This window comes from Marinococcus luteus (assembly GCF_034497705.1).
In the GTDB taxonomy this organism is placed as follows: domain Bacteria; phylum Bacillota; class Bacilli; order Bacillales; family Marinococcaceae; genus Marinococcus; species Marinococcus luteus_A.
Map to the genome: position 1 here is coordinate 136,065 of NZ_JAXRUV010000006.1, position 20,637 is coordinate 156,701.

The window sequence follows — 20,637 nt, forward strand, 5'->3', positions numbered from 1 at the left end:
TTGGTTGTTCTATTGTTTCTTACGCTTCAGCCATTTTTTTAGCTGCTCCGCCGTCATCGTGTTTATGACCTGTTCCGGCTGCAGAAGCGCTTTTTTGGCGATGGATATGCCTACATCCATGTGATCAAGCATACCGGGATTATGGGCGTCCGTGTTGATTGCAATACGAACATTATACTCTGCAGCTTTTCTCAGCCAGTCGGCCGAAAGATCAAGGCGGTTGGGATTGGCATTCAGCTCCAGAGCAGTGTTTGTTTCGCCCGCCCGCTTCATCAGCCGGTCTACATCTACTTTGTATCCGTCCCGGCGTCCTAAAAGTCTTCCCGTCGGATGGGCAATAATATTTACTTCGGGATGATCAAGCGCCTGCTCCAGCCGTTTCATAATTTCTTCTTTCGTCTGGGAGAAGGAGGAATGGATAGAAGCAATTACGACGTCGAGCTCTTCGAGAACTTCATCTTCAATATCAAGCTTTCCGTCTGGCCGGATGTCCATTTCAATACCGGCAAATATTTGAATATCTTTTTCTTCTTCCCTGACGTTTCGTATTTCTTCTATCTGCCTACGGATTCTTTCTTCATCCAGCCCATGGGCAATGCGGAGGTATTTGGAATGGTCTGTAAGAGCCATCCATTCATAGCCGTGCTTCTTCACTTCCTCCACCATTTCGCGGATTGAAAGAGAGCCATCGCTCCACGTGGTGTGCATATGAAGATCACCGCGGATGTTTTTCTTTTCTATATATGAATACGGCTTCCGGAATTTATCCGTTTCATCTCTGCCCAGGCGTGCTTCGGGAGGAATAAAGTGCAGTCCAAAGTGGTCGTAAAATTCGGCTTCATTCTGAAACGTGGTTTTGTTTCCATTTTGATCTTCAATGCCGTATTCACTTAATTTTTCATTTCGTTCCTTTGCCAGCTGACGCATTTGTACATTATGGTCTTTAGAGCCGGTGAAATGATGCAGGGTACTCGCAAAATCTTCTTCCTCCACTAGACGAATATCTACTTGAACGTTATATTCCCCTTTAATTTCAATGCTGACCTTGCTTGTACCATCGTTAATAACCTTAGTTACTTCAGGCATCTCCACCAGCTGTTTGCGGACATTTTCGGCGTCTGCCACACTCATAATATAATCCAGGTCCTTCACCGACTCTTCCACCCGGCGTAGACTGCCTGCCCGCGCATACCTTTGTACACCTTTCACTTTTTCGAGAGACGCTTCAAGCTTTTCGGCCATTTCCAGCATATAGGCAATTGGCAGGCGCTCCGGACGCTTGCCTTCTTCTGCTAGCGCCTCGAGTATTTTCTGTTCGGTTTTCGCCCCGAAGCCTTCGAGATTCTGTACTTCATGGGTTAAACACGCCTGTTCAAGCGAGTGCCGGTCCGTTATGTCCAGCTCCTGATAGAGCTTCGACACTTTTTTCCCTCCGAGTCCGGGTAGCTTCAGCAGCGGAATTAATCCCTCCGGCACTTCTTCTGTCAGCGTCTGCATCAGTTCTGTTTCTCCGTTATTGTCCCGCCATTCCTTTATCAAAGCCGCTGTTCCTTTACCGATTCCCTTTAAGCTTCCAGCATCTTCAATTTCATTTAGTGAACGCTCATCATATTCAAGCGCCTGAGCCGCTTTACGATAGGCAGAAATTTTAAACGGGTTTTCTCCCTTGATTTCCATATATACAGCGATTGTTTCCAAATGGCCGATCAGATCTTTTTTATTCATGCTATTCTCCTCCACATGTCAGCTTTAATCATGTTAGGCATTCTTTTTTGAGTATAACGGGAGTTAATAATTCTGTCTAAGCTCACGCCGCCGGGCTGAAGACATAAAAACAGACTCCCCTGTGAAAAGCAGGGAAGTCAGCCTTCATTCTCTATTGGGCCGTCCATGTTCCCCGGGTCTGCCGGCATGATTTGCTCGTACCATCCGGAAAGCCACGGGGTTTCATGTAATATAAAGCTGGCGACTGCCGAATTGTTTACTACCGGCTCAAGAGCCGGAAACGGCATCAGCATAGCTGCAGCCAGCACAACGAATAAAATTACGTACGTTTCGAGCACCCCAAGCACACCACCGAGCCAGTAATTAATCGTTCTGAGCACCGGCAGCCTGGCAATGCCGCCTGCTGCTCCGGTTAAAAAGCCGGCGATGATGCGGGTACCGATAAACAAAAGAAGAAAGGCGATCGAATAATAAAACAAGCTGCGGGTATCAAAAGCAGCCAGGAACGTCCCTTCCGCCTGCTGGCCGAATGGGTAGGGGATCCATTGTTCTAAAAACTGCGCGACTTCTTCGTAGAATAAAAACGCAACAATAAACGCTGCCACCAGACTGACCAGGCGAAGCAATTGAAGAACAAAGCCTCTTTGAAGCCCTGTAAAAAAGCTTCCGATTAAAATCACAACAAGCAGAACGTTTATTACTATTTCCATAGCCATTATCCTTCAGAATCTTTGTCCTTGTTTACTTCTTCTTTGAGTTTTATATAGTCATCCACTACGTTCAAAGCCGTCAATACCGCCAGGCGTGTCGTATCCAAATAAGGATTGTATGCTTTATACTCTTTCATTCTCTTATCTAAATAATTGGCGACCTGATTAATATGCGAGGGTTGTTCATCACCGACAATCGTGTACTGCTGGCCGTATATTGTAACCGTAGTGCGTTTTTTACTTTGATCATCAGCCACGTCTTCCGCCCCCTGTTCTTGAATGTGCCTTTTCTTTAATAGTAACAGAATAAAAAGGCTCTGAATATCTTTCCCTGTATAGGCCCTTTTTTAAACCGGGAGATGCCCGGCAGCTGTTTACTGCCTGAGCTCTGCCCCGGTTTTTTCTTCAAGCATGCGAAGCACCTGGTCGTGTGCGGAGCTGACCTCTTCATCGGTAAGCGTTCTTTCCGGATCCAGATACACCAGGGTGAATGCCAGGGATTTTTTGCCCGGTGACAGGTTCTCGCCCTGATAAACGTCAAACAGTGAGGTACTGTACAGCTTGCTTCCACCTGCGGACTCAATGACTTCTTTCACTTCAGCTGCAGGCACATTTTCATCCACAACAATCGCAATATCACGGGTAGTGGAAGGGAAGCGCGGCAGCGTTTGATAACGAACCGGCGTTTCCACCGCCTGAAGCAGGGAGGTTAAATCGACCTGAAGGGCATACGTTTCGGCTATATCCCAGTCACCGGCCGTCGTTGGATGGATTTGGCCGACATACCCCACCGGTGTCCCGTCCAGCTGTATATCTGCGGTACGACCAGGATGCATATCGCTGCGCTCTGCCAAAGTGAATGAAGCACGGCTTTCTACGTGCAATTCTTCAAGAATGCCCTCAGCAATTCCTTTCATCACGTAAAAATCTGCATCTTTTGTTTCTCCCTGCCATAGGTGGCTTTCCCATCTGCCGCTTACTACTGCAGCAAGCATAACACGTTCTTCCGGCTGGACGGCAGCATTCTCTTCTTCGGAAAGAAACACCGAGCCCATTTCAAACAGGGCAATGTCTTTCGTCTGACGGTTGCGATTATAGCTGACTCCTTCAAGAAGCTGAGGAATCAGGCTCTGCCGCAGCACTCTGCGGTCCTCGCTCATCGGCATGGATACTTCCATCGTATACTTTTCCGGGTACAGCGTGAAACGGGATGCTGAGCTGGCAGTCGTCAGAGAATAGGTGACAGCTTCGCTCAGCCCGGCACTTTCCAAAAAGCGGCGTACTGTCCGCTTTCTTTTCTGTTCGGCAGTCAGGCTTCCGGCCGTGGTAGCACCTTTAGGCAGTGTACTAGGAATGTCCTGATAGCCGTGCATCCGTGCGATTTCTTCAGCCACATCCTCTTCAATGCGAATATCCGGCCGGCGGCTTGGAATATATACTTCAATACTGCTCGTTTCCTTGTCGGCGGTCTGAAAGCCGAGACGTTCGAGAATACGGACCATTTCTGAACCGCTGAGCTCCATTCCAAGCAGTTGATTGATACGGCGGTCACTCACCCGTACCCAGCGGCCGCCCGGCTCCCGGTGGTCCTCCTGCTCGATGCCTTGAAGAACAGAGGCCCCCGCATATTCAGCGAATAAGTAAGCCGCCCGGTCTGCTGCCTGCTCCACTCTCTCTGTGTCGAGCCCCCGCTCGTAACGAACACTTGCATCGCTTCGTATCCGCGTATCTTTGGACGCCTGGCGGATCAGGGACGGATGAAACAGGGCCGCTTCAAGCAGAATATTTGTTGTCTGGTCACTGACCTCAGAGTGCTCTCCACCCATCACTCCTGCGAGGGCTGTCGGCTTTGTACCATTGGTTACGACCAAATGCTCCGTCGAAAGATGATGCTTATTACCGTCGAGCGTCTGTATTTCTTCGTCTTCGAATGCTCTCCGCACGAGCACTTCGTCGGAGCCGAAGGCCTCAAAATCAAACGCGTGCAGCGGCTGCCCGTATTCAAGCAGCACATAGTTGGTAATGTCCACGATGTTGCTGATCGGCCGGATGCCGGCAGCCATCAAGCGGTTCTGCATCCAATATGGAGAAGGCTTCACCTGAATGTTTTCCGCGACTCTCGCTCCGTAATAGGGAGTGTCTTCGCCGTTTTCGATTTTCACATTGACCGCTGCTGATGCAGGCTTTTCACTTTCTTTTACTGAAGTCACAGGGAGCCGGACGGTCCGGTCAAGCTGAGCCGCCACTTCGTAGGCGACCCCGAGAATGTTCAGGCAATCGGCACGGTTCGGAGTAATGTCGAGATCCATCACCGTGTCGTCCCAGCCAAGAGCTTTTACCGCATCCGATCCCGTCTCCGGATTTTCATCAAAAACGAAAATGCCTTCAGCCACATGCTTAGGAACCAGCTTGGCTTCCACTCCGAGCTCCTGGAGAGAACAAATCATGCCGTTGGACTGCTCGCCGCGGATTTCCGCTGCTTTAATTTCCATACCCCCGGGCAGCACGGTGCCCGGCTTTGCCACTACGACCTTTTGTCCGGCTGCCACGTTATCAGCACCGCAAATAATCTGCACAGTCTCTGCTCCCTGATCCACCTGGCAGATATTTAAGTTATCCGCGTCCGGATGCTTTTCGGCTTCGGTAACATACCCGACCACGCATCCCTCAATCGGTTCGGCACGCCGGTACAGAGCATCCACCTCTACGCCTCCTGTAGTCAGGCGATCGGCAATTTCTTCAGGAGTAATATCCTCAATATCCACATAATCTTTCAGCCATTTATATGAAATCAACATGTCTGCATTCTCCTTCTATACTCGAGTGAATTGTTTTAAAAAACGCATATCGTTCGTGTAAAAGTGCCGGATATCATCAATACCATACTTCAAAAGGGAGAAGCGTTCCACTCCCATGCCAAAGGCGAAGCCACTGTAAACATCCGGGTCAAAACCGCTCATTTCCAGTACGCGCGGATGCACCATTCCGCACCCGAGCACTTCAATCCAGCCGGTATGCTTGCAGATGCGGCAGCCTTCCCCGGCACAAATGCCACATGAAACATCGAGCTCGGCAGACGGCTCGGTGAACGGGAAGTAGCTTGGCCGGAGGCGGATTTCTCTTTCCTCGCCGAAGTATTTCTTCACAAATGTTTCGAGCACCCCTTTTAAATCACTCATCCGGATATTTTCGTCAACCATCAGTCCTTCGATCTGCATGAACTGGTGGGAGTGGGTAGCATCATCATCATCCCGGCGGTAGACCTTGCCCGGGCAGATAATTTTTACCGGTCCTTCGCCGTGGTGTCGTTCCATCGACCGGGCCTGAACAGGCGACGTCTGCGTACGCAGCAGCAGATCGCTGCTGACATAAAAAGAATCCTGCATGTCACGGGCCGGATGATCTTTTGGCAGATTCATCGCTTCAAAGTTGTAATAATCGGTTTCGACTTCCGGTCCTTCAGTCACTTCAAATCCCATACCGATAAAGATATCTTCAATCTCTTCCACAACGCTCGTCAGCGGATGCTTCGCTCCGCGCTGGACCTTACGTCCCGGAAGCGTCACATCAAGCGTTTCTTTTTCAAGCTTTTCCTTTAACGCTTCGTCGGCAAGCATTTTTGTTTTTTTCTCCAAACGATCCTGAATAGCTTCCCGTACTTCGTTTCCTTTTTGGCCGACAACAGGACGCTCCTCCTTGGACAACTGCCCCATCCCCCGGAGCACTTCCGTAATCGGACCTTTCTTCCCTAAGTATTTCACTCTCACCTGCTCTAATTCCTTTGTATCGCCAGCTTCTTCAATCTGCTGCAGCGCTTCCTGCTGCAGCTCCTCCAAGCGTTCTATCATATCCTGGTTCCCTCCATTTTTATGCCAAATAAAAAGAGCCCTCTCCCTGAAAGGGACGAAGGCTCGCGGTACCACCCTTGTTAGCTGTAGTGCACAGCTCACTCTCCTGTAACGACAGGTTCCGGCACGCTTTTCTTCCACGGGGAATACTCCAGCGGCTGCTCCGAAGCGAATTCACAAATCCTTACTGTAAGGTATTTTCAGTCAGCGATACCTTTTCCCTGTTCAGCAGGAAGCAATGCTACTACTCTTCATCTGCGCATTTGTGTTTATAGGTTTCAATATGAATTATTATAGAAAAAGCCTGGCCCGATTGCAACCATCACCAATCTGTCTGCTTCAAATGATATAGCAGAATGCCGGCAGAAACTGCCGCATTTAACGATTCTGCCTGGCCCGGTATCGGAATGTAGAGGTTCTGGTCGGTCCGCTCGAGCCACTTCTTTTGTACGCCGGCTCCTTCGTTGCCAATGATTAACGCAAAGTAAGGCTGCGGCTCAAGTGCCGAATACGACGTTCCTTCATCAAGCGAAGTGCCGAAGCACGGAATGTCCGTTTCCTGCAGCCATTCCAGCCATTCCCCCAGGTCCTCCTGCAGTACCGGAACATGAAACAATGAGCCCTGCGTCGCCCGGACCACCTTTTCGTTGTACGCATCTACCGTACCTGTGCCAAGAACTACTACCCCTTTTCCAAGCGCATCAACCGTGCGGATAATCGTTCCCAGGTTTCCAGGGTCCTGAATGCTGTCCACCAGCACGAAAAACGAATATCCGCCGCTTCTCACATTAGAAAATTCAGGAATTCTGCATACAGCTACAATATTTTTCGGCGTTTCCGTTGAGCTGATTTCTTTCATAACGCTTTCTGTTACCTCTGTGGCCGGTGTTGGTATTTCATTGAACACCTGCGGCCACTCTTTATGCTCTTTAATGAAAATTTCTTCAATCCAGGCCTGCGACCGGACGGCTTCTGTCAGCGCATGGTCTCCCTCAATTAAAAAAAGCCCTGACTTTTCACGTTCCTTACGTTTATGAAGTTTTTTTATCTCTTTTACTTTTGGGTTTTTTGCTGATTCTATCCGCTTCACTTCGCTGTCTCCCTCAGTATTTTCTCTCATCGTAGCACACTTTGACCTGCCTCAGAAAGAAAATAAACAGCCCTCCCGTCCCTCATGGACAGAAAGGCTGGTTTTTTATGCTTAGTACGTTAACGACTCTACTGTGTCGCGGTCCAGACGCTTAGCAATTTCTACGATTAACTGCACGGCATGCTCAAAGTCATCCCTGTGCAGAATAGCTGCATGCGTATGGATATAGCGGGTCGGAATCGTAATGGCCATAGCCGGTACTCCTTCACCGGACAGATGAATAGATCCTGCATCTGTGCCACCGTTTGCCATCATATCAAACTGGAAAGGAATTTCTTTTTCTTCAGCCACACCGATAACGAAATCACGCAGCCCTTTGTGTGCGATGACGGAGGCGTCCATCATAAGAAGCTGCGGGCCTTTGCCGATTTTCGCTCTGGCATCGTTACTTGTCACGCCCGGCGTATCCCCGGCAATTCCTACATCGACAGCAAAGCCGATGTCCGGCTGAATAAGGTTGGTTGCTGTTTTCGCTCCACGCAGACCGACTTCCTCCTGTACAGCACCGACCCCGTAAATTTCATTCGGGTGGGATTCATTTTCGAGACGCTTCAGCACCTCAATCGCGATAGCACAGCCAATACGGTTGTCCCAGGCTTTCGCCATCAGCAGTTTTTCATTATTCATCACTTCAAAATCACATACCGGCACGACCGAATCTCCCGGACGCACGCCGAATGATTCTGCTTCTTCCTTACTTGAAGCACCGATATCGATGAACATATCTTTAATTTCCATTGCTTTCTTGCGCTGCTCCGCCGGCAGAATATGCGGCGGCTTTGAGCCGATCACGCCTGTAATATTTCCTTTTCTCGTCATTACCTTCACCCGCTGGGCGAGCATCACCTGGCTCCACCATCCCCCGAGGGTCTGGAATTTCAAAAAGCCATTTTCATCGATTCCCGATATCATAAAACCAATTTCGTCCAGATGTCCGGTAATCATTAATTTCGGACCGCCAGCCTGGCCGGTTTTTTTAGCAATCAGGCTTCCCAGCCGATCGGTGCTCATTTCATCGGCGTAAGGAGAAATATACTGGGTCATCACCTTTCTCGGTTCCTGTTCGTTCCCCGGGACACCGTTTGCGTCCGTGAGGTCCTTTAGCATCTGCAATGTCGGATCTAATTCTGCCATTTCGTGCTGCCTCCTTTATGTACGGTTGTTTTACACACACATGCAAAGGGAAAATATTATTAATGCTGCGAATTAATATTCTCATCCATACAAGCGGTGTGGTGCGGGTTCTTCCATATTCAGTATAAAGAACTTTGCCGCAGGGCTCAAACATAATCTATCATACCCTGGTGCCTGTGAAACTTTTTAATAGACTGTGCGTATATATTAGAAATGAGAAGGCTTATGTACGCTTAATCCGATAGATGCAGAGGAGGGTGTAAAGATTGGGTATTCTTTTACGAGTGCTGCTGTTGATCGCTCTTATTATTATCATATACTCGTTTTGGAGATACTGGAATAATTCAAGGAGAAAGCTGGAAGCGGCTCACCATAAAAAACAATTCTATCTGCTTGATGACCAGCAAAACGTGCGGAAAAATTTACTGGCGACCCATAAAGGCGTCATGTTTGAAGGCGAAAAATACGTAGGTACAACCGAAAAAGCGTTTGAAGTAGTTACGATTTCACTGTGGGTGATTGAAAGTGAGCATTTGCGCGGCTTCCAGCGCGAGGATTTCACCTTTCTCGAGCGGGAAATTCTCTCCCTCTATCCGGAAGCTGCCATCGAGTGGAACAGCCCGGTGAAGGAGTTCATGCAGCAGCTAGAAGCAAAACAGCCCGAGAAACAATAAAAAGCGGAGCGCCTGGTAACTCAGGCGTTCCGCTTTTTTGTTTAATTTAAGTTTGATTTCGCTTTTTCAGCAAGCTCTGCGAATGCTTTTTCGTCATTTACCGCAAGGTCTGCGAGCATTTTACGGTTCATTTGGATACCGCCCTGCTTCAGGCCATGCATCATGCGGCTGTAGGACAAGCCGTTTAACCGGGCTGCTGCGTTAATACGTGCAATCCACAGCTTACGGAATTCGCGTTTGCGCTGGCGACGGTCCCGGTAAGCATACTGCAGGGACTTCATTACCTGTTCCTGTGCTGTTTTAAACAGTCTATGCTTAGAACCTCTATAACCTTTCGCGAGTTTTAATACTCGTTTACGTCTGCGACGTGCCACATATCCGCCTTTTACTCTTGGCATCGTCAACCCCTCCTTAGCTTATCTCAATTATTTGGTCGTGCTTATTTTTTCGTTTTCGGCAGCAGTGTCTTGATACGTTTGTAGTCGGACTTGGAAACAAGCTCCGGCTTACGCAGGTTACGCTTTTGCTTTTGGGATTTATGCGAAAACATGTGGCTCGTGAATGCGCGTGCGCGTTTTACACGGCCGCTTCCTGTTTTGCGAAAACGTTTTGCTGCTCCGCGGTGAGATTTCATTTTTGGCATAAGTGACATCCTCCTTTTTTAATATAACGGGCTGACCGCTGTCTATTCTTTACTGGATTCTTCTTTTTGTTCCCGTTCCTGCTCCGCTTTTGGAGCAAGCATGAGGAACATGCTGCGACCATCCATTTTCGGCTTCGTTTCAATCGTACTCACGTCTTCGCACTCTTTTGCAAATCGGTCAAGTACCTCTTTACCGATATCAGAGTGTGTGATCATACGACCGCGGAAGCGGATAGCTGCTTTTACTTTATCGCCTTTAGACAAAAACTTCCTTGCGTTACGAAGTTTTGTATTAAAGTCGTGTTCTTCGATGCTCGGGCTCAAACGAACTTCTTTCACGTTGATCGTTTTTTGCTTTTTCCGGGCTTCTTTATCTTTTTTCTGCTGTTCAAAACGATATTTACCGTAATCCATAATACGGCAGACAGGCGGTTTTGCGTTTGGAGCAACAAGAACAAGGTCAAGGTTTTCTTTCCCAGCCAGCTCTAAAGCTTCGTTCCTTGATTTTACTCCAAGCTGCTCTCCGTTAGAGTCGATGAGTCGAACTTCACGGGCACGGATGCCCTCGTTTACCTTTTGGTCCTTACGAATAATAAGCCACCTCCAGAAATTTAGTGCGCGGGGCTTCCACGCAAATACATACCATTGGCACAACGAAAAAACGTGCAGACACCCTCTGAAACAGAGAAGCGCCCACACGTATACAGAATATATGCTCTACACATTCAATATATTAGTAATAACCAGCCAACGTTTGTCGGTCAGGTGAGAAGCGGGCGCTTCTTCTTTAGGGATTAATTATTTTCACACTAAGATATCTTAGCACGGCCCCATTAGGACGTCAACCTTTTTATCGATATTCGTTGATGGCCGCTGTTACATTTTCCACAAAATCATTCAGCGGCTGGGAGTCCGAGTCCTGCTGACCGTACCTGCGTACATTTACGGTGTTCGCTTCCTGCTCTTTGTCGCCAAGCACAAGCATGTAAGGAATTTTCTGTGTCTGGGCTTCACGGATTTTATAGCCGAGCTTTTCATCCCGGGTATCCACTTCCACCCGCACATCCGATGCCTGCAGCGCCATTTCCACTTCTTTCGCGTAGTCAAGATGAACGTCAGGCGAGACCGGTATGATTTTCACCTGTACAGGTGAAAGCCACGTTGGCAGGGCACCTTTGTACTCTTCAAGTAGAAAAGCGATAAAGCGTTCCATCGTGGACACAATGCCCCGGTGGACGACTACCGGACGGTGCTCGCCACCGTCGCTTCCCACATACGTGAGATCAAATCTTTCAGGCAGGTGAGTGTCGATCTGGACAGTGGAAAGTGTCTCTTCTTTGCCCATTGCTGTTTTTACCTGGACATCGAGTTTCGGGCCGTAAAATGCTGCTTCTCCTTCTGCTTCCACGTATTCAGCGTCAATCGCATCCATCGCTTCTTTCAGAATGCGCTCGGAATTTTCCCACATCTGGTCATCGTCCACGTATTTTTCTTTATCCTCCGGATCCCGGTAGGAAAGCCGGAAGGTGTAATCTTTGATGCCAAAATCATGATAGACTTCACGGACCAGGCGTACAGCACGGATGAACTCATCCTTCAGCTGATCCGGCCGGGCAAAAATGTGACCGTCGTTTAGCGTCATCGCCCGCACCCGCTGCAGACCGGCAAGCGCTCCGGATTTTTCATATCGGTGCATCGTTCCGAGCTCTGCAATGCGTACTGGAAGATCGCGGTAGCTGTGCTTTTTATTTTTGTAAACCATCATATGGTGCGGACAGTTCATCGGCCGAAGCACAAGTGTTTCATTATCCATTTCAATCGGCGGGAACATGTCATCCTGATAGTGGTCCCAGTGACCCGAAGTTTTATAAAGCTCGGAGGAACCAAGCACCGGCGTATACACGTGGTCATAGCCGAGACGTACTTCTTTATCCACAATATAGCGTTCGATGATCCGCCGGATTGTGGCACCGTTTGGAAGCCAGAGCGGTAGACCCTGCCCGACTGTCTGGCTCGTCGTAAATATGTCGAGCTCTCTGCCAATTTTGCGGTGGTCGCGCTCTTTAGCCTCTTCAAGCATCTTTAAATGATCATCAAGCTGGGACTGTTTTTCAAAGGCGGTACCGTAAATGCGCTGTAGCATTTTGTTGCTGCTGTCCCCGCGCCAGTATGCCCCGGAAATGTTCATCAGCTTAAACTTTTTCAATTTGGAGGTCTGCGGCACATGGACGCCGCGGCATAAATCAACAAATTCTCCCTGCCGGTAAAGTGCGATCTGTTCTCCCTGCGGGATATCCTCAATCAATTCCAGCTTCAGCTCGTCGCCAAGCTCTTTAAAAAAGCGGACTGCTTCTTCCCGCGACACTTCCTCGCGGATAATTTCAAGATTTTCATCGATAATTTTATTCATCTCTTTTTCGATTTTGGGGAGGTCTTCCGGCGTCAGCTGGTGCGACGTATCAATGTCATAATAAAAACCGTTTTCAATCACCGGGCCGACACCGAGCTGCACGTCATCAAACAGGCGCTTCACCGCCTGGGCCATCGCGTGCGCGGTGCTGTGCCTCAGCACTTCAAGGCCTTCCGGAGACTGGTAGGTGATAATTTCAATCTGACCGTCCTCCCGGATCGGAGTGCGGAGGTCCACCATTTTTCCGTTAATTTTTCCTGCCAGCGCATTTTTTTTCAGTCCTGAGCTAATCCCGCCGGCTACTTCCTCTGTCGTTGTGCCAATGTCATATGATTTTTCATTCCCATCGGGGAATATGAGCGTAATTGCCTGTTCTGCCACTGTGATTTATCCTCCTTTTTATTACTGTAATAAACAGAAAAACACATAAAAAGCCCGCCCCCTCGAAAGGGGCGGGCTCAGCCGCGGTTCCACCCTAGTTTCCATCCCCTGCCCAGGGACGACTCTATCCGGGTAACGGCCGGGGATCCGCCGGCAGATACTGCTGTTCCCTGCCGAAGCTCCGAGGGGGTAAAAATAAAATGGTTCGTAGAGAACTTCCAGCCGTGGTTCTCTTCTCTGGGACGCCTGTTTTATTTTCATGACCTCATCCTTGCATTTTCCTTTTCGCTATTTCAGCATAGCGAAAAGCTTCCTTTCGTGCAACCTGTAGTTAGTTTTGCATTACAAAGTCTTTTTCGCTGTTTTCTTCTCCCTCAAACACCCGGAGCGTATGATACTTCGTATTACGCTGAGCCGGTGTGTAGCCTGCTTCCCGTATTAAACGAAGAATACGGTTGATATTCACTTTGTGTGTCGTACCGGCTGAAGAAACAACGTTCTCTTCCATCATGGTACTGCCAAAGTCATTACAGCCGTAGGAAAGGGAGCGTTTCCCGGTTTCTGGTCCTGCTGTTACCCAGGAGGACTGGAAGTTCGGGATGTTGTCCAGGAACAAGCGTGAAATGGCAACGTTGCGGAGATAGCCTTCCGGTGTAATACGCTCGCCTTTCATGCTTGTATAGTCCTGCTGGAAGGTCCAGGATATGAAGGCCAAAAAGCAGTTGGATTCGTCCTGGGCTTCACGAATGCGCCACAGATGTTCTGCACGTTCTTCGTTGGATTCGCCAAAGCCGATAACCATCGTTGCCGTGCCGTGCATACCGACCTCTTTAGCCATTTTCATGCAGTCGATCCATTGATCGGCCGTGCATTTCAAGCGGCTGATCCGTTTTCTCGTTTTCTCTGTGAGAATTTCGGCTCCGCCGCCCGGAAGTGAATCCAGACCCGCTTCGTGAAGAGCCGTTAATACCTCTCTCAATGACAGGCCGGAGACCTCCATCATTTTGTACACCTCTGCCGGTGTAAACGAGTGCATCGTCACGTCAGGGAAATGACTTTTAATTTTTTTGAGCAGGTTTGTATAGTATTCAAATGGGAGATTCGGGTTGGTCCCGCCCTGCATTAAAATTTCGTCTCCTCCGACATCCTGAAGCTCTTTAATCTTCTGCAGGATCTGGTCATCCGAAAGAAGGTAGCCCTCTTCCGATCCCGGCCGGCGGTAAAATGCACAGAAACGGCAGAAGGTATCGCAGACGTTTGTGTAATTGACATTCCGTCCTATGTTAAAGGTAGCGACAGGCTCCGGATGCCAGCGTTTTTTAATTTCATCTGCGGCAGCCCCCATTTTTTCTATTTCATCGCTTTCATACAAGCGCACAGCGTCATCCATTGTCAGTCGTTCTCCGTTTAATGCACGTTCCAGTATTCCATCAATGCTCATTTGTATACCCTCCAGAAAATTCCTTTGTGGCGCTCGCATGAAAATACCGCGAATCCAACCCATTTTCTGCATGCTGGGCGCTATCATCATGGTAGCATATTTATTTGTATTATACACTTAGAATGCCCTCTGCATTTCCAATTATCCCCGGCGGTTCTGTCCGTCCATGAACACTTCTTCTGTGAACGGGCGGATGCGCTCCATAATACGCTTGGCTTTCAGCCGCTCGTTACCGCCCTTCTGGGAATACGTCAAATGCTCTTCAAGTTCACTGTAATCATAATTGGAGGTATAAACAGTAGGAAGCTTTTCCATCATCCGGTACTGCAGAATAACCCCTAAAATATCGTCTCTTGTCCAGGCACTCATCGACTCGGCTCCAAGATCGTCGAGTATAAGCACCGGCACGCCTTTGACGCTGTCCACCTTTTCCCTCACCGTATTATCCGAAAGCGATTCTTTAATTTCACGGAAAAAGTCTGGCACATGTACAATCATTGAGCCGATGTTTCGCTCTGCCAGTTCATTCATAATAGCTCCGGCAATATACGTTTTACCGACTCCGAATTTTCCGTACAGGTAAAGTCCCTGTCCGTCTTCTCCGGGAACGGTGGTCGATGCGAAATGGAGTGCTGCGGTTCCCGCCTTTGCTCTTGATTCATGGTCCATATCTACCTGGTCAAAGGAAGCGTGCAGTATCTCTTTTGGAATGTAATAGCTTTTAATAAGTGCCTGTCTTTTTTTCTTTTCATCATCGTGTACCTTTAATGAACAGCGGTGATAGGCAACCGTTACTTTTCCTTTGTCTTCCATCAATTCCGGCTGATAGCCCTGCATCAGGTTCGGGCAGTTTTCAAGCCCCGGACAGGCATCGCAGTTACTGCGCTCCCTTTTATACTCAAATAAAGCTGCCTTGTTTTTTTCGTACTCTTCCGCTGGTATGTGCGGATGACGGCGCTTGAAATCGATAACTCCCGGATAGGCAAATACTTCTTTTTCAAGTCTGGCCATCCGTTCCTTCCAATCCTTATCCATCCATCTGTTCAACGAGGATCCAATCGAATCCATCCAGCCGCCTCCTTTCTTTTAACGGTTTGCTCTTTCCCGTCGTTCCTTCAGCATTTCTTCAAAGCGCTCTCTTTCCTTTGAAAGCTGCTTCTCCTGCGTGGAATTTTCACCTTCTGCCGGTGTATTTTCCGCCTGCTCTTCTTTTTCGAGCCACTTAGGCAGCTTATCGTTTCGGACATAGCCCTGAGACCGCTTATTCGTATAATTGTTCTTAGGCGCCTGGCGTTCCTGGGCCTGCTTGTGTTCTTCTTTTGCGAGCTTCATAGCATCCTCTACGGTATGTACTTTTTTCCTTGTCCACTGGCCGGCAATTTTATACACAAGCGCTTTGCTTAATTTCATATTATTTTTTTTCATCACGTAATCTGTCAACACGTTCACGACTCCCGGGGATAAACGATAGCTGAATAAAAGCTCCTCCACGAGATGGATATCCGACTCGGGCACAGTGGCTCCTTCGGCCACCGAACGAAGAAACGTCACCGGGGACGTCTGTTCATAAAACTGCTTCATCTGCTCCTGTTCAGACACCGGGCGGCCCTTTGCCGGCGCCGGCTCCTCACGTTCTGTACGGTTTCCGAGCGCAGGCGGGGCTGCTCCATGCTCCATACGGTAATGATTTTTTGCCTTATTACGCAGATCTTCTATATTTACTTCATCGTCTGCTGATAAGGACTCCTGAATCACTTTCCCCATATCAATCGGCGACAGCTGATACACAAAAGCGAGCCGGCGGACGGTCTGCTGCAGCGAAGGTGTTAACAGCCGGGAGCTGTCGAGAAAGGAAGGAAGCGAAGCTTTTAGCAGCTCCATGTCGAATCCATTCTCTTCAAGCTGCAGGCGCGACGGCTCACTGCCACCGACAAATTCTGTCCCTTCATCTGCCGGAGGCGGCTCGGAAGCCATTTCCGAAGCATGCAAAGAAGCAAATACTTCATTGAATGAAGCCGTAATTTCTTCTGCTCCTTCAGGCACAGCTGAAATGCCAAAACGCTGGCGCAGCTGAATGTATTTGCTTTTCCCAAGGCGGTTATATAAAAATACGCTTAACACATCGTCCTGAAAAAAAGCCCGCGGCGACATGGGCGGCTGGATATCATAAACAAATGTTTTATCCTGCGAGTGTGTTTCGAGTTCATAAACCCTGAGAAGCCCGATACCTTCAAGAAGGCGGCGGGCAGCGTAAATTTCATTTAAAGGCATCTGTAAAAAAGCCATCAGTTCATGATGGGTTGCTTCGGAGCTTTCATAGCAGTCTTTTTCCAGTTTATTCTGCAGAGTCTGGTAGAGAGCGATCGCTTTGCTTCCGACTAACGGCTGGTAGAGCATAGACATCGTCTTATCCGTGCTCTCGCTGAATTCTTTACTTGTGCGAACGTAGTACCCGTCCACCGGTTTTACTTCCATCCAATGCAGACTCAAAGCGCCGCCCTCCTTTTTATGATTTTGATGAATCTTCTTTATTTTCTTTATCAATCAGTTCTTTTAATTCATTGATGAATACATTTATATCACGAAACTGCCGGTAAACAGAAGCAAAACGGACATAAGCGATTTCATCAATATCCGCGAGCTCTTCCATGACGAGCTCCCCGGCTTCTTCACTTTTCACTTCCGTCCGTCCCTCTTCCCGCAGTTTATTTTCAACTCTCGAAACGATGCCCTCGAGCGTTTCCATTGGGATTGGCCGCTTTTCACAGGCCCTGATCAAGCCTCTCAGCATTTTTTCCCGGCTGAATTCCTCCCGGTTCCCATTTTTTTTCACTACGACAAGCGGCAGTTCCTCCACAATTTCAAATGTGGTAAAGCGATGGTGGCACGTATCACACTGACGCCGGCGCCGGATGGAACGGCCTTCATTGCTTGGCCTCGAATCCAATACACGTGTGCCATTGGAGTAGCATACAGGGCATTTCATTATTATCATCTCCAATTTGATGGGCGGTCTCTATTTTTATTGGTTCTATCATATCACATTCGCTCCTCACGGGAAGATGACAATTTGTGTATTTCTTTGAATCCCTTATACTGCAGGCAATAAAAAACCGTTCAAGCAGCTACCTGTGCTTAAACGGTGTTCGTATGCGTATTATAAGGCATTCGCTTCCGGACGCTCTACACGGATAGGCCCTGTGCCACGTGGGATTTCTATTGTTTCTTCCGCTTCTGCACCGAGTGAACCGGCAATGTATTTAGCAGCCGTGTTCGGATCAATATGATCCCCGCAAGTATACACATCAATGCTGGCATAGCCGTGTTCCGGAAAGCTGTGAATCGTTAAATGCGATTCCGAAATGATGACTACTCCGCTTACCCCCTGCGGTGCAAATTTATGAAAAATCACTTCTCTTATTTCAGCGCCTGCTTTTAAAGCGGCGTTTACAAAGATACGTTCGATTGCATTTACATTGTTTAAAGTTTCTTCGTCACAACCCCAAAGCTCGGAAATGACATGGCGCCCCATTGTTTCCATGGTACGTTTCCCCCTTTGTTTCTTTTTATTACATCATTGGGTCGCTGTATTTTTATCAGCCCGTCACATTTTAAAGGCTACTCTGGGGGAAAGTTAGTCCAATTTGGCACTAACCCTTACAGTAACCGCTAGTGTACCTGTACACGCCTGAAAACTGTGCATTTCTGCCGTTAAATTCCAGGGGGCACAGGCACGAAATTCAGTATACGACGTTTATTTGCGATTTGCAACCAGTTTTCATATGCAGCATCTTTAAAGCTTTAATCCAGGGCTTAAATGCCTGTATATACCCCATACATTCTGTACATAACCCCCATTTAGGATAAACAAAAAAGCGCCCCGCTCAAGGGACGCTTTCCCACATTAACGATTTTTAAAACGAAGCAACGGAGGAGTACCCAACAGCTGGTTCTCCAACCATTTTTACCAGGTCCACTACCCGGCAGGAGTAGCCCCACTCATTATCGTACCATGCAAGCACTTTAACCTGGCGGTCGTTAATGACCATGGTAGAGAGAGCATCTATAATAGATGAATTTTCGTTTCCATTAAAATCTGTTGATACGAGCGGGTCCTCGCAGTAGGAAATAATGCCTTTTAATTTCTGTTCTGAAGCCGTTTTCAGCGTTTGATTGATTTCTTCCTCTGTGACTGGGCGCTTCATGTCGATGACCATGTCCACAAGCGATACGTTCGGTGTTGGCACCCGGAGAGCCATACCATTCATTTTTCCCTCCATGGAAGGAATTACCTCTGAAAGAGCTTTAGCTGCTCCGGTAGAAGTTGGGATAATCGACTGACCGCAGGCTCTCGCCCGACGCAAATCTTTGTGGGGATTATCCATATTGTTCTGGTCATTGGTGTATGCATGAACGGTTGTTATTAAACCGCTCTCAATTCCGATATTGTCTTCAAGCACCTTGACGACCGGCGCCAGGCAGTTCGTCGTGCAGGAGGCGTTCGAGATTACATGGTGGCGTTCCGGATCGTAGTCTTCTTCGTTTACTCCCATTACGATGGTCGTATCAACTTCTTTGCCAGGAGCAGTCAACACTACTTTTTTCGCTCCGGCTTCTATATGCATTTCAGCGTCCGGGCCACGGTTGAATTTCCCAGTCGCTTCGACCACAATATCTACACCCAGTTCTTCCCAGGGGAGTTCGAGGGGATTTCGGTTTTGAAGCAGCCGGATCCGTTTTCCATCCACAATCATTTCGTCTCCTTCGGATTTTACCTCAAGCGGAAACGGACCGTGCACACTATCGTATTTCACTAAATGAGCCAGCGTTTCAGGAGGATACATGGCATTGATGGCTTTCACTTCAATTTCAGGGTCCATCATTGCCTTTCGAAAAACCATACGCCCAATTCGTCCGAAACCGTTGATCGCTATGCTTGTTTTCATTTAATATCCTCCTCTGGAAATATGTTATACTTTTATAAGTAAAATCTAAAAATAGTATAACACATTGATAGCGCATTCTTGCAACCTATTTTTAAAAAAATAACCACTTTCTTTTACGAAAAGTGGTTATTCAGACATCTTTATTTTATTTTCCATTGATGAAGCAGCTCGTTCACCTGGGTTTTTGTTTCCTTCTCTGTACCCGAATTATCGATCACTGCATCTGCCAGGTCTCTTTTTTCTTCGAGGGGCATTTGCGATTTGATTCTCGCAGCCGCATCTTCTTCCCCCCGGCCGTCACGCTCCACGAGCCGCTGCTTTTGTGTTGCTTCGTTGACATAAACGACGATAATGCGGTCGACCAGAAAATTTAAATTGTTTTCGAGCAGAAGCGGAATATCGAGCACGACATGTTCATTTCCTTCACGTACGAGATCATCCCGTTTGCTCATCATGCGCTGCCTGACAGCCGGATGAATAATTTGATTAAGCACCTGGCGTTTTTCAGTATCATTAAAAATGACAGAGCCTAATTTTTTTCTGTCAAGCGTTCCATCAAACTGGAGGATTTCCGGACCGAAGTGCTCAATAATCTGCTCCAGGGCAGGCTCCCCCGGCTCCACCACTTCCCGTGAAATCACATCAGCATCAATCACGGGGAGGCCCTGCTCCCGCAGAGCGTCTGCCACCAGTGACTTACCGCTTGCTATTCCGCCTGTAAGGCCGATAACCATTCCGTCCCCTCCTTCGTCTGGCAGACTGGACAGTAGTGCGTGCCCCGGCCCGCTACTACAGCCCGCTCAATTTCATGACTGCATACCTTGCAAGGCTCCCCTTTTCTTCCATATACAAACAGATTTAATTGAAAAGCGCCGGCCTGCCCGTCTCCATTCACATAGGAGCGGACCGTGCTTCCTCCCTGTTTCACTGCTTCTTCAATCACTTCTGCTATCTGCTTTCGAAGAATTTCTATCACAGGCTTTTCAAGTCCTGCGGCCGGAGCTTCCGGCAAAACACCTGCCCGGAACAGCGCTTCATCCACATAAATGTTTCCAAGCCCCGCAATAATTGATTGGTCGAGCAGTACCGCCTTAATACTGCGTGAAGTTTTTTGAAACCGGGCGTACAGGTAGTCAGCGGTAAAAGAAGCGTCACGATAAGGCTCCGCCCCGAGCTGGTTCAGCGGTTTTTCGTTCCACTCCTCTCCGCGGTTAAACACGTGCATCGTGCCGAATTTACGTACGTCACGATAGCGGAGCTCCGTACCGTCGGTGAAATGAAAGCGCACATGCGTATGTTTATCCGGCCCCCCACCATCACTCCATTCGTAACGTCCTTCCATACGCAAGTGAGAAACAACAGCCAGATCTTCAAGATAAATCACTAAAAATTTCCCTTTACGGTGCACGCGTTCAATTGTCTTTCCCCCAAGCATCATTGAAAAGGCTTCATGGTCATCGGGGCGTTTAATAATATTAGGCCAATATACTTTCACGGTCTCCACCGTTTTTCCAACAGCCGTGTCTTCCAGATTCCGCCGGACCGTTTCAACTTCCGGTAGTTCAGGCATCTTTC

Annotated in this window: 20 protein-coding genes and 1 other annotated feature; of the genes, 1 reads left to right on the plus strand and 19 read right to left on the minus strand. The window is 48.3% G+C overall.

Annotated features, from left to right (window positions below; translation table 11 throughout):
- Positions 1-9: 9 nt before the first annotated feature.
- From polX to Q9M42_RS11040, 7 genes are all read right to left on the minus strand, one after another.
- Positions 10-1,725 carry a DNA polymerase/3'-5' exonuclease PolX gene (polX, locus tag Q9M42_RS11010; protein WP_322526523.1) on the minus strand — a complete coding sequence of 572 codons (1,716 nt, stop codon included), beginning with the start codon at positions 1,723-1,725 and terminating at the stop codon, positions 10-12.
- A gap of 137 nt (positions 1,726-1,862) precedes the next feature.
- Positions 1,863-2,435 carry a CvpA family protein gene (locus Q9M42_RS11015; RefSeq protein WP_322526524.1) on the minus strand — a complete coding sequence of 191 codons (573 nt, stop codon included), beginning with the start codon at positions 2,433-2,435 and terminating at the stop codon, positions 1,863-1,865.
- A 5-nt stretch (positions 2,436-2,440) separates the two neighbouring features.
- Positions 2,441-2,692 carry a cell division protein ZapA gene (gene zapA, locus Q9M42_RS11020; protein ID WP_022793126.1) on the minus strand — a complete coding sequence of 84 codons (252 nt, stop codon included), beginning with the start codon at positions 2,690-2,692 and terminating at the stop codon, positions 2,441-2,443.
- Between the two features lie 117 nt (positions 2,693-2,809).
- Positions 2,810-5,233 carry a phenylalanine--tRNA ligase subunit beta gene (gene pheT / locus Q9M42_RS11025; RefSeq protein WP_322526525.1) on the minus strand — a complete coding sequence of 808 codons (2,424 nt, stop codon included), beginning with the start codon at positions 5,231-5,233 and terminating at the stop codon, positions 2,810-2,812.
- Positions 5,234-5,248: 15 nt separating this feature from the next.
- Positions 5,249-6,283 (minus strand): phenylalanine--tRNA ligase subunit alpha, encoded by a 1,035-nt coding sequence (pheS, locus tag Q9M42_RS11030; RefSeq protein ID WP_322526526.1) that lies wholly within the window; start codon positions 6,281-6,283, stop codon positions 5,249-5,251.
- A 48-nt stretch (positions 6,284-6,331) separates the two neighbouring features.
- Positions 6,332-6,550, minus strand: a binding site (T-box leader).
- A gap of 55 nt (positions 6,551-6,605) precedes the next feature.
- Positions 6,606-7,403 (minus strand): TrmH family RNA methyltransferase, encoded by a 798-nt coding sequence (locus Q9M42_RS11035; RefSeq protein WP_322526527.1) that lies wholly within the window; start codon positions 7,401-7,403, stop codon positions 6,606-6,608.
- A gap of 81 nt (positions 7,404-7,484) precedes the next feature.
- Positions 7,485-8,567, minus strand: a complete 1,083-nt coding sequence (locus Q9M42_RS11040) for a M42 family metallopeptidase (protein WP_322526528.1) — start codon at positions 8,565-8,567, stop codon at positions 7,485-7,487.
- A gap of 266 nt (positions 8,568-8,833) precedes the next feature.
- Between Q9M42_RS11040 and Q9M42_RS11045 the strand changes: the two genes are divergently transcribed.
- Positions 8,834-9,241, plus strand: a complete 408-nt coding sequence (locus Q9M42_RS11045; RefSeq protein ID WP_022793121.1) for a hypothetical protein — start codon at positions 8,834-8,836, stop codon at positions 9,239-9,241.
- 41 nt (positions 9,242-9,282) lie between these two features.
- On the opposite strand, the gene rplT is transcribed toward Q9M42_RS11045, so the two are convergent.
- From rplT to mutM, 12 genes are all read right to left on the minus strand, one after another.
- Positions 9,283-9,639 carry a 50S ribosomal protein L20 gene (gene rplT / locus Q9M42_RS11050; protein ID WP_091614801.1) on the minus strand — a complete coding sequence of 119 codons (357 nt, stop codon included), beginning with the start codon at positions 9,637-9,639 and terminating at the stop codon, positions 9,283-9,285.
- 41 nt (positions 9,640-9,680) lie between these two features.
- A complete protein-coding gene (gene rpmI / locus Q9M42_RS11055) occupies positions 9,681-9,884 on the minus strand; it encodes a 50S ribosomal protein L35 (RefSeq protein ID WP_022793119.1) in 204 nt (67 codons plus the stop codon).
- 42 nt (positions 9,885-9,926) lie between these two features.
- Positions 9,927-10,538, minus strand: a complete 612-nt coding sequence (gene infC, locus Q9M42_RS11060; RefSeq protein WP_322526529.1) for a translation initiation factor IF-3 — start codon at positions 10,536-10,538, stop codon at positions 9,927-9,929.
- Positions 10,539-10,734: 196 nt separating this feature from the next.
- Positions 10,735-12,675, minus strand: coding sequence for a threonine--tRNA ligase (thrS, locus tag Q9M42_RS11065; protein ID WP_322526530.1), 1,941 nt, complete (start codon positions 12,673-12,675; stop codon positions 10,735-10,737).
- A gap of 331 nt (positions 12,676-13,006) precedes the next feature.
- Complete coding sequence (gene mqnC / locus Q9M42_RS11070; RefSeq protein ID WP_322526531.1) at positions 13,007-14,116, minus strand: cyclic dehypoxanthinyl futalosine synthase; 1,110 nt, start codon at positions 14,114-14,116, stop codon at positions 13,007-13,009.
- A 141-nt stretch (positions 14,117-14,257) separates the two neighbouring features.
- The gene (gene dnaI, locus Q9M42_RS11075; RefSeq protein ID WP_322526532.1) at positions 14,258-15,184 is read right to left on the minus strand and encodes a primosomal protein DnaI; all 927 of its coding nucleotides are present in this window, start codon (positions 15,182-15,184) and stop codon (positions 14,258-14,260) included.
- 18 nt (positions 15,185-15,202) lie between these two features.
- Entirely contained in the window at positions 15,203-16,606 is a 1,404-nt protein-coding gene (locus Q9M42_RS11080; protein ID WP_322526533.1) for a replication initiation and membrane attachment family protein, read from the minus strand.
- A 16-nt stretch (positions 16,607-16,622) separates the two neighbouring features.
- Entirely contained in the window at positions 16,623-17,102 is a 480-nt protein-coding gene (gene nrdR, locus Q9M42_RS11085) for a transcriptional regulator NrdR (protein ID WP_022793114.1), read from the minus strand.
- A 171-nt stretch (positions 17,103-17,273) separates the two neighbouring features.
- A complete protein-coding gene (gene speD, locus Q9M42_RS11090; RefSeq protein ID WP_022793113.1) occupies positions 17,274-17,657 on the minus strand; it encodes an adenosylmethionine decarboxylase in 384 nt (127 codons plus the stop codon).
- Positions 17,658-18,030: 373 nt separating this feature from the next.
- The gene (locus Q9M42_RS11095) at positions 18,031-19,062 is read right to left on the minus strand and encodes a glyceraldehyde-3-phosphate dehydrogenase (protein ID WP_322526534.1); all 1,032 of its coding nucleotides are present in this window, start codon (positions 19,060-19,062) and stop codon (positions 18,031-18,033) included.
- A 140-nt stretch (positions 19,063-19,202) separates the two neighbouring features.
- The gene (gene coaE / locus Q9M42_RS11100) at positions 19,203-19,796 is read right to left on the minus strand and encodes a dephospho-CoA kinase (protein ID WP_322526535.1); all 594 of its coding nucleotides are present in this window, start codon (positions 19,794-19,796) and stop codon (positions 19,203-19,205) included.
- Positions 19,769-20,632 (minus strand): DNA-formamidopyrimidine glycosylase, encoded by an 864-nt coding sequence (gene mutM / locus Q9M42_RS11105; protein ID WP_322526536.1) that lies wholly within the window; start codon positions 20,630-20,632, stop codon positions 19,769-19,771. Before mutM ends, coaE begins: the two co-directional genes overlap by 28 nt.
- Positions 20,633-20,637: the final 5 nt, after the last annotated feature.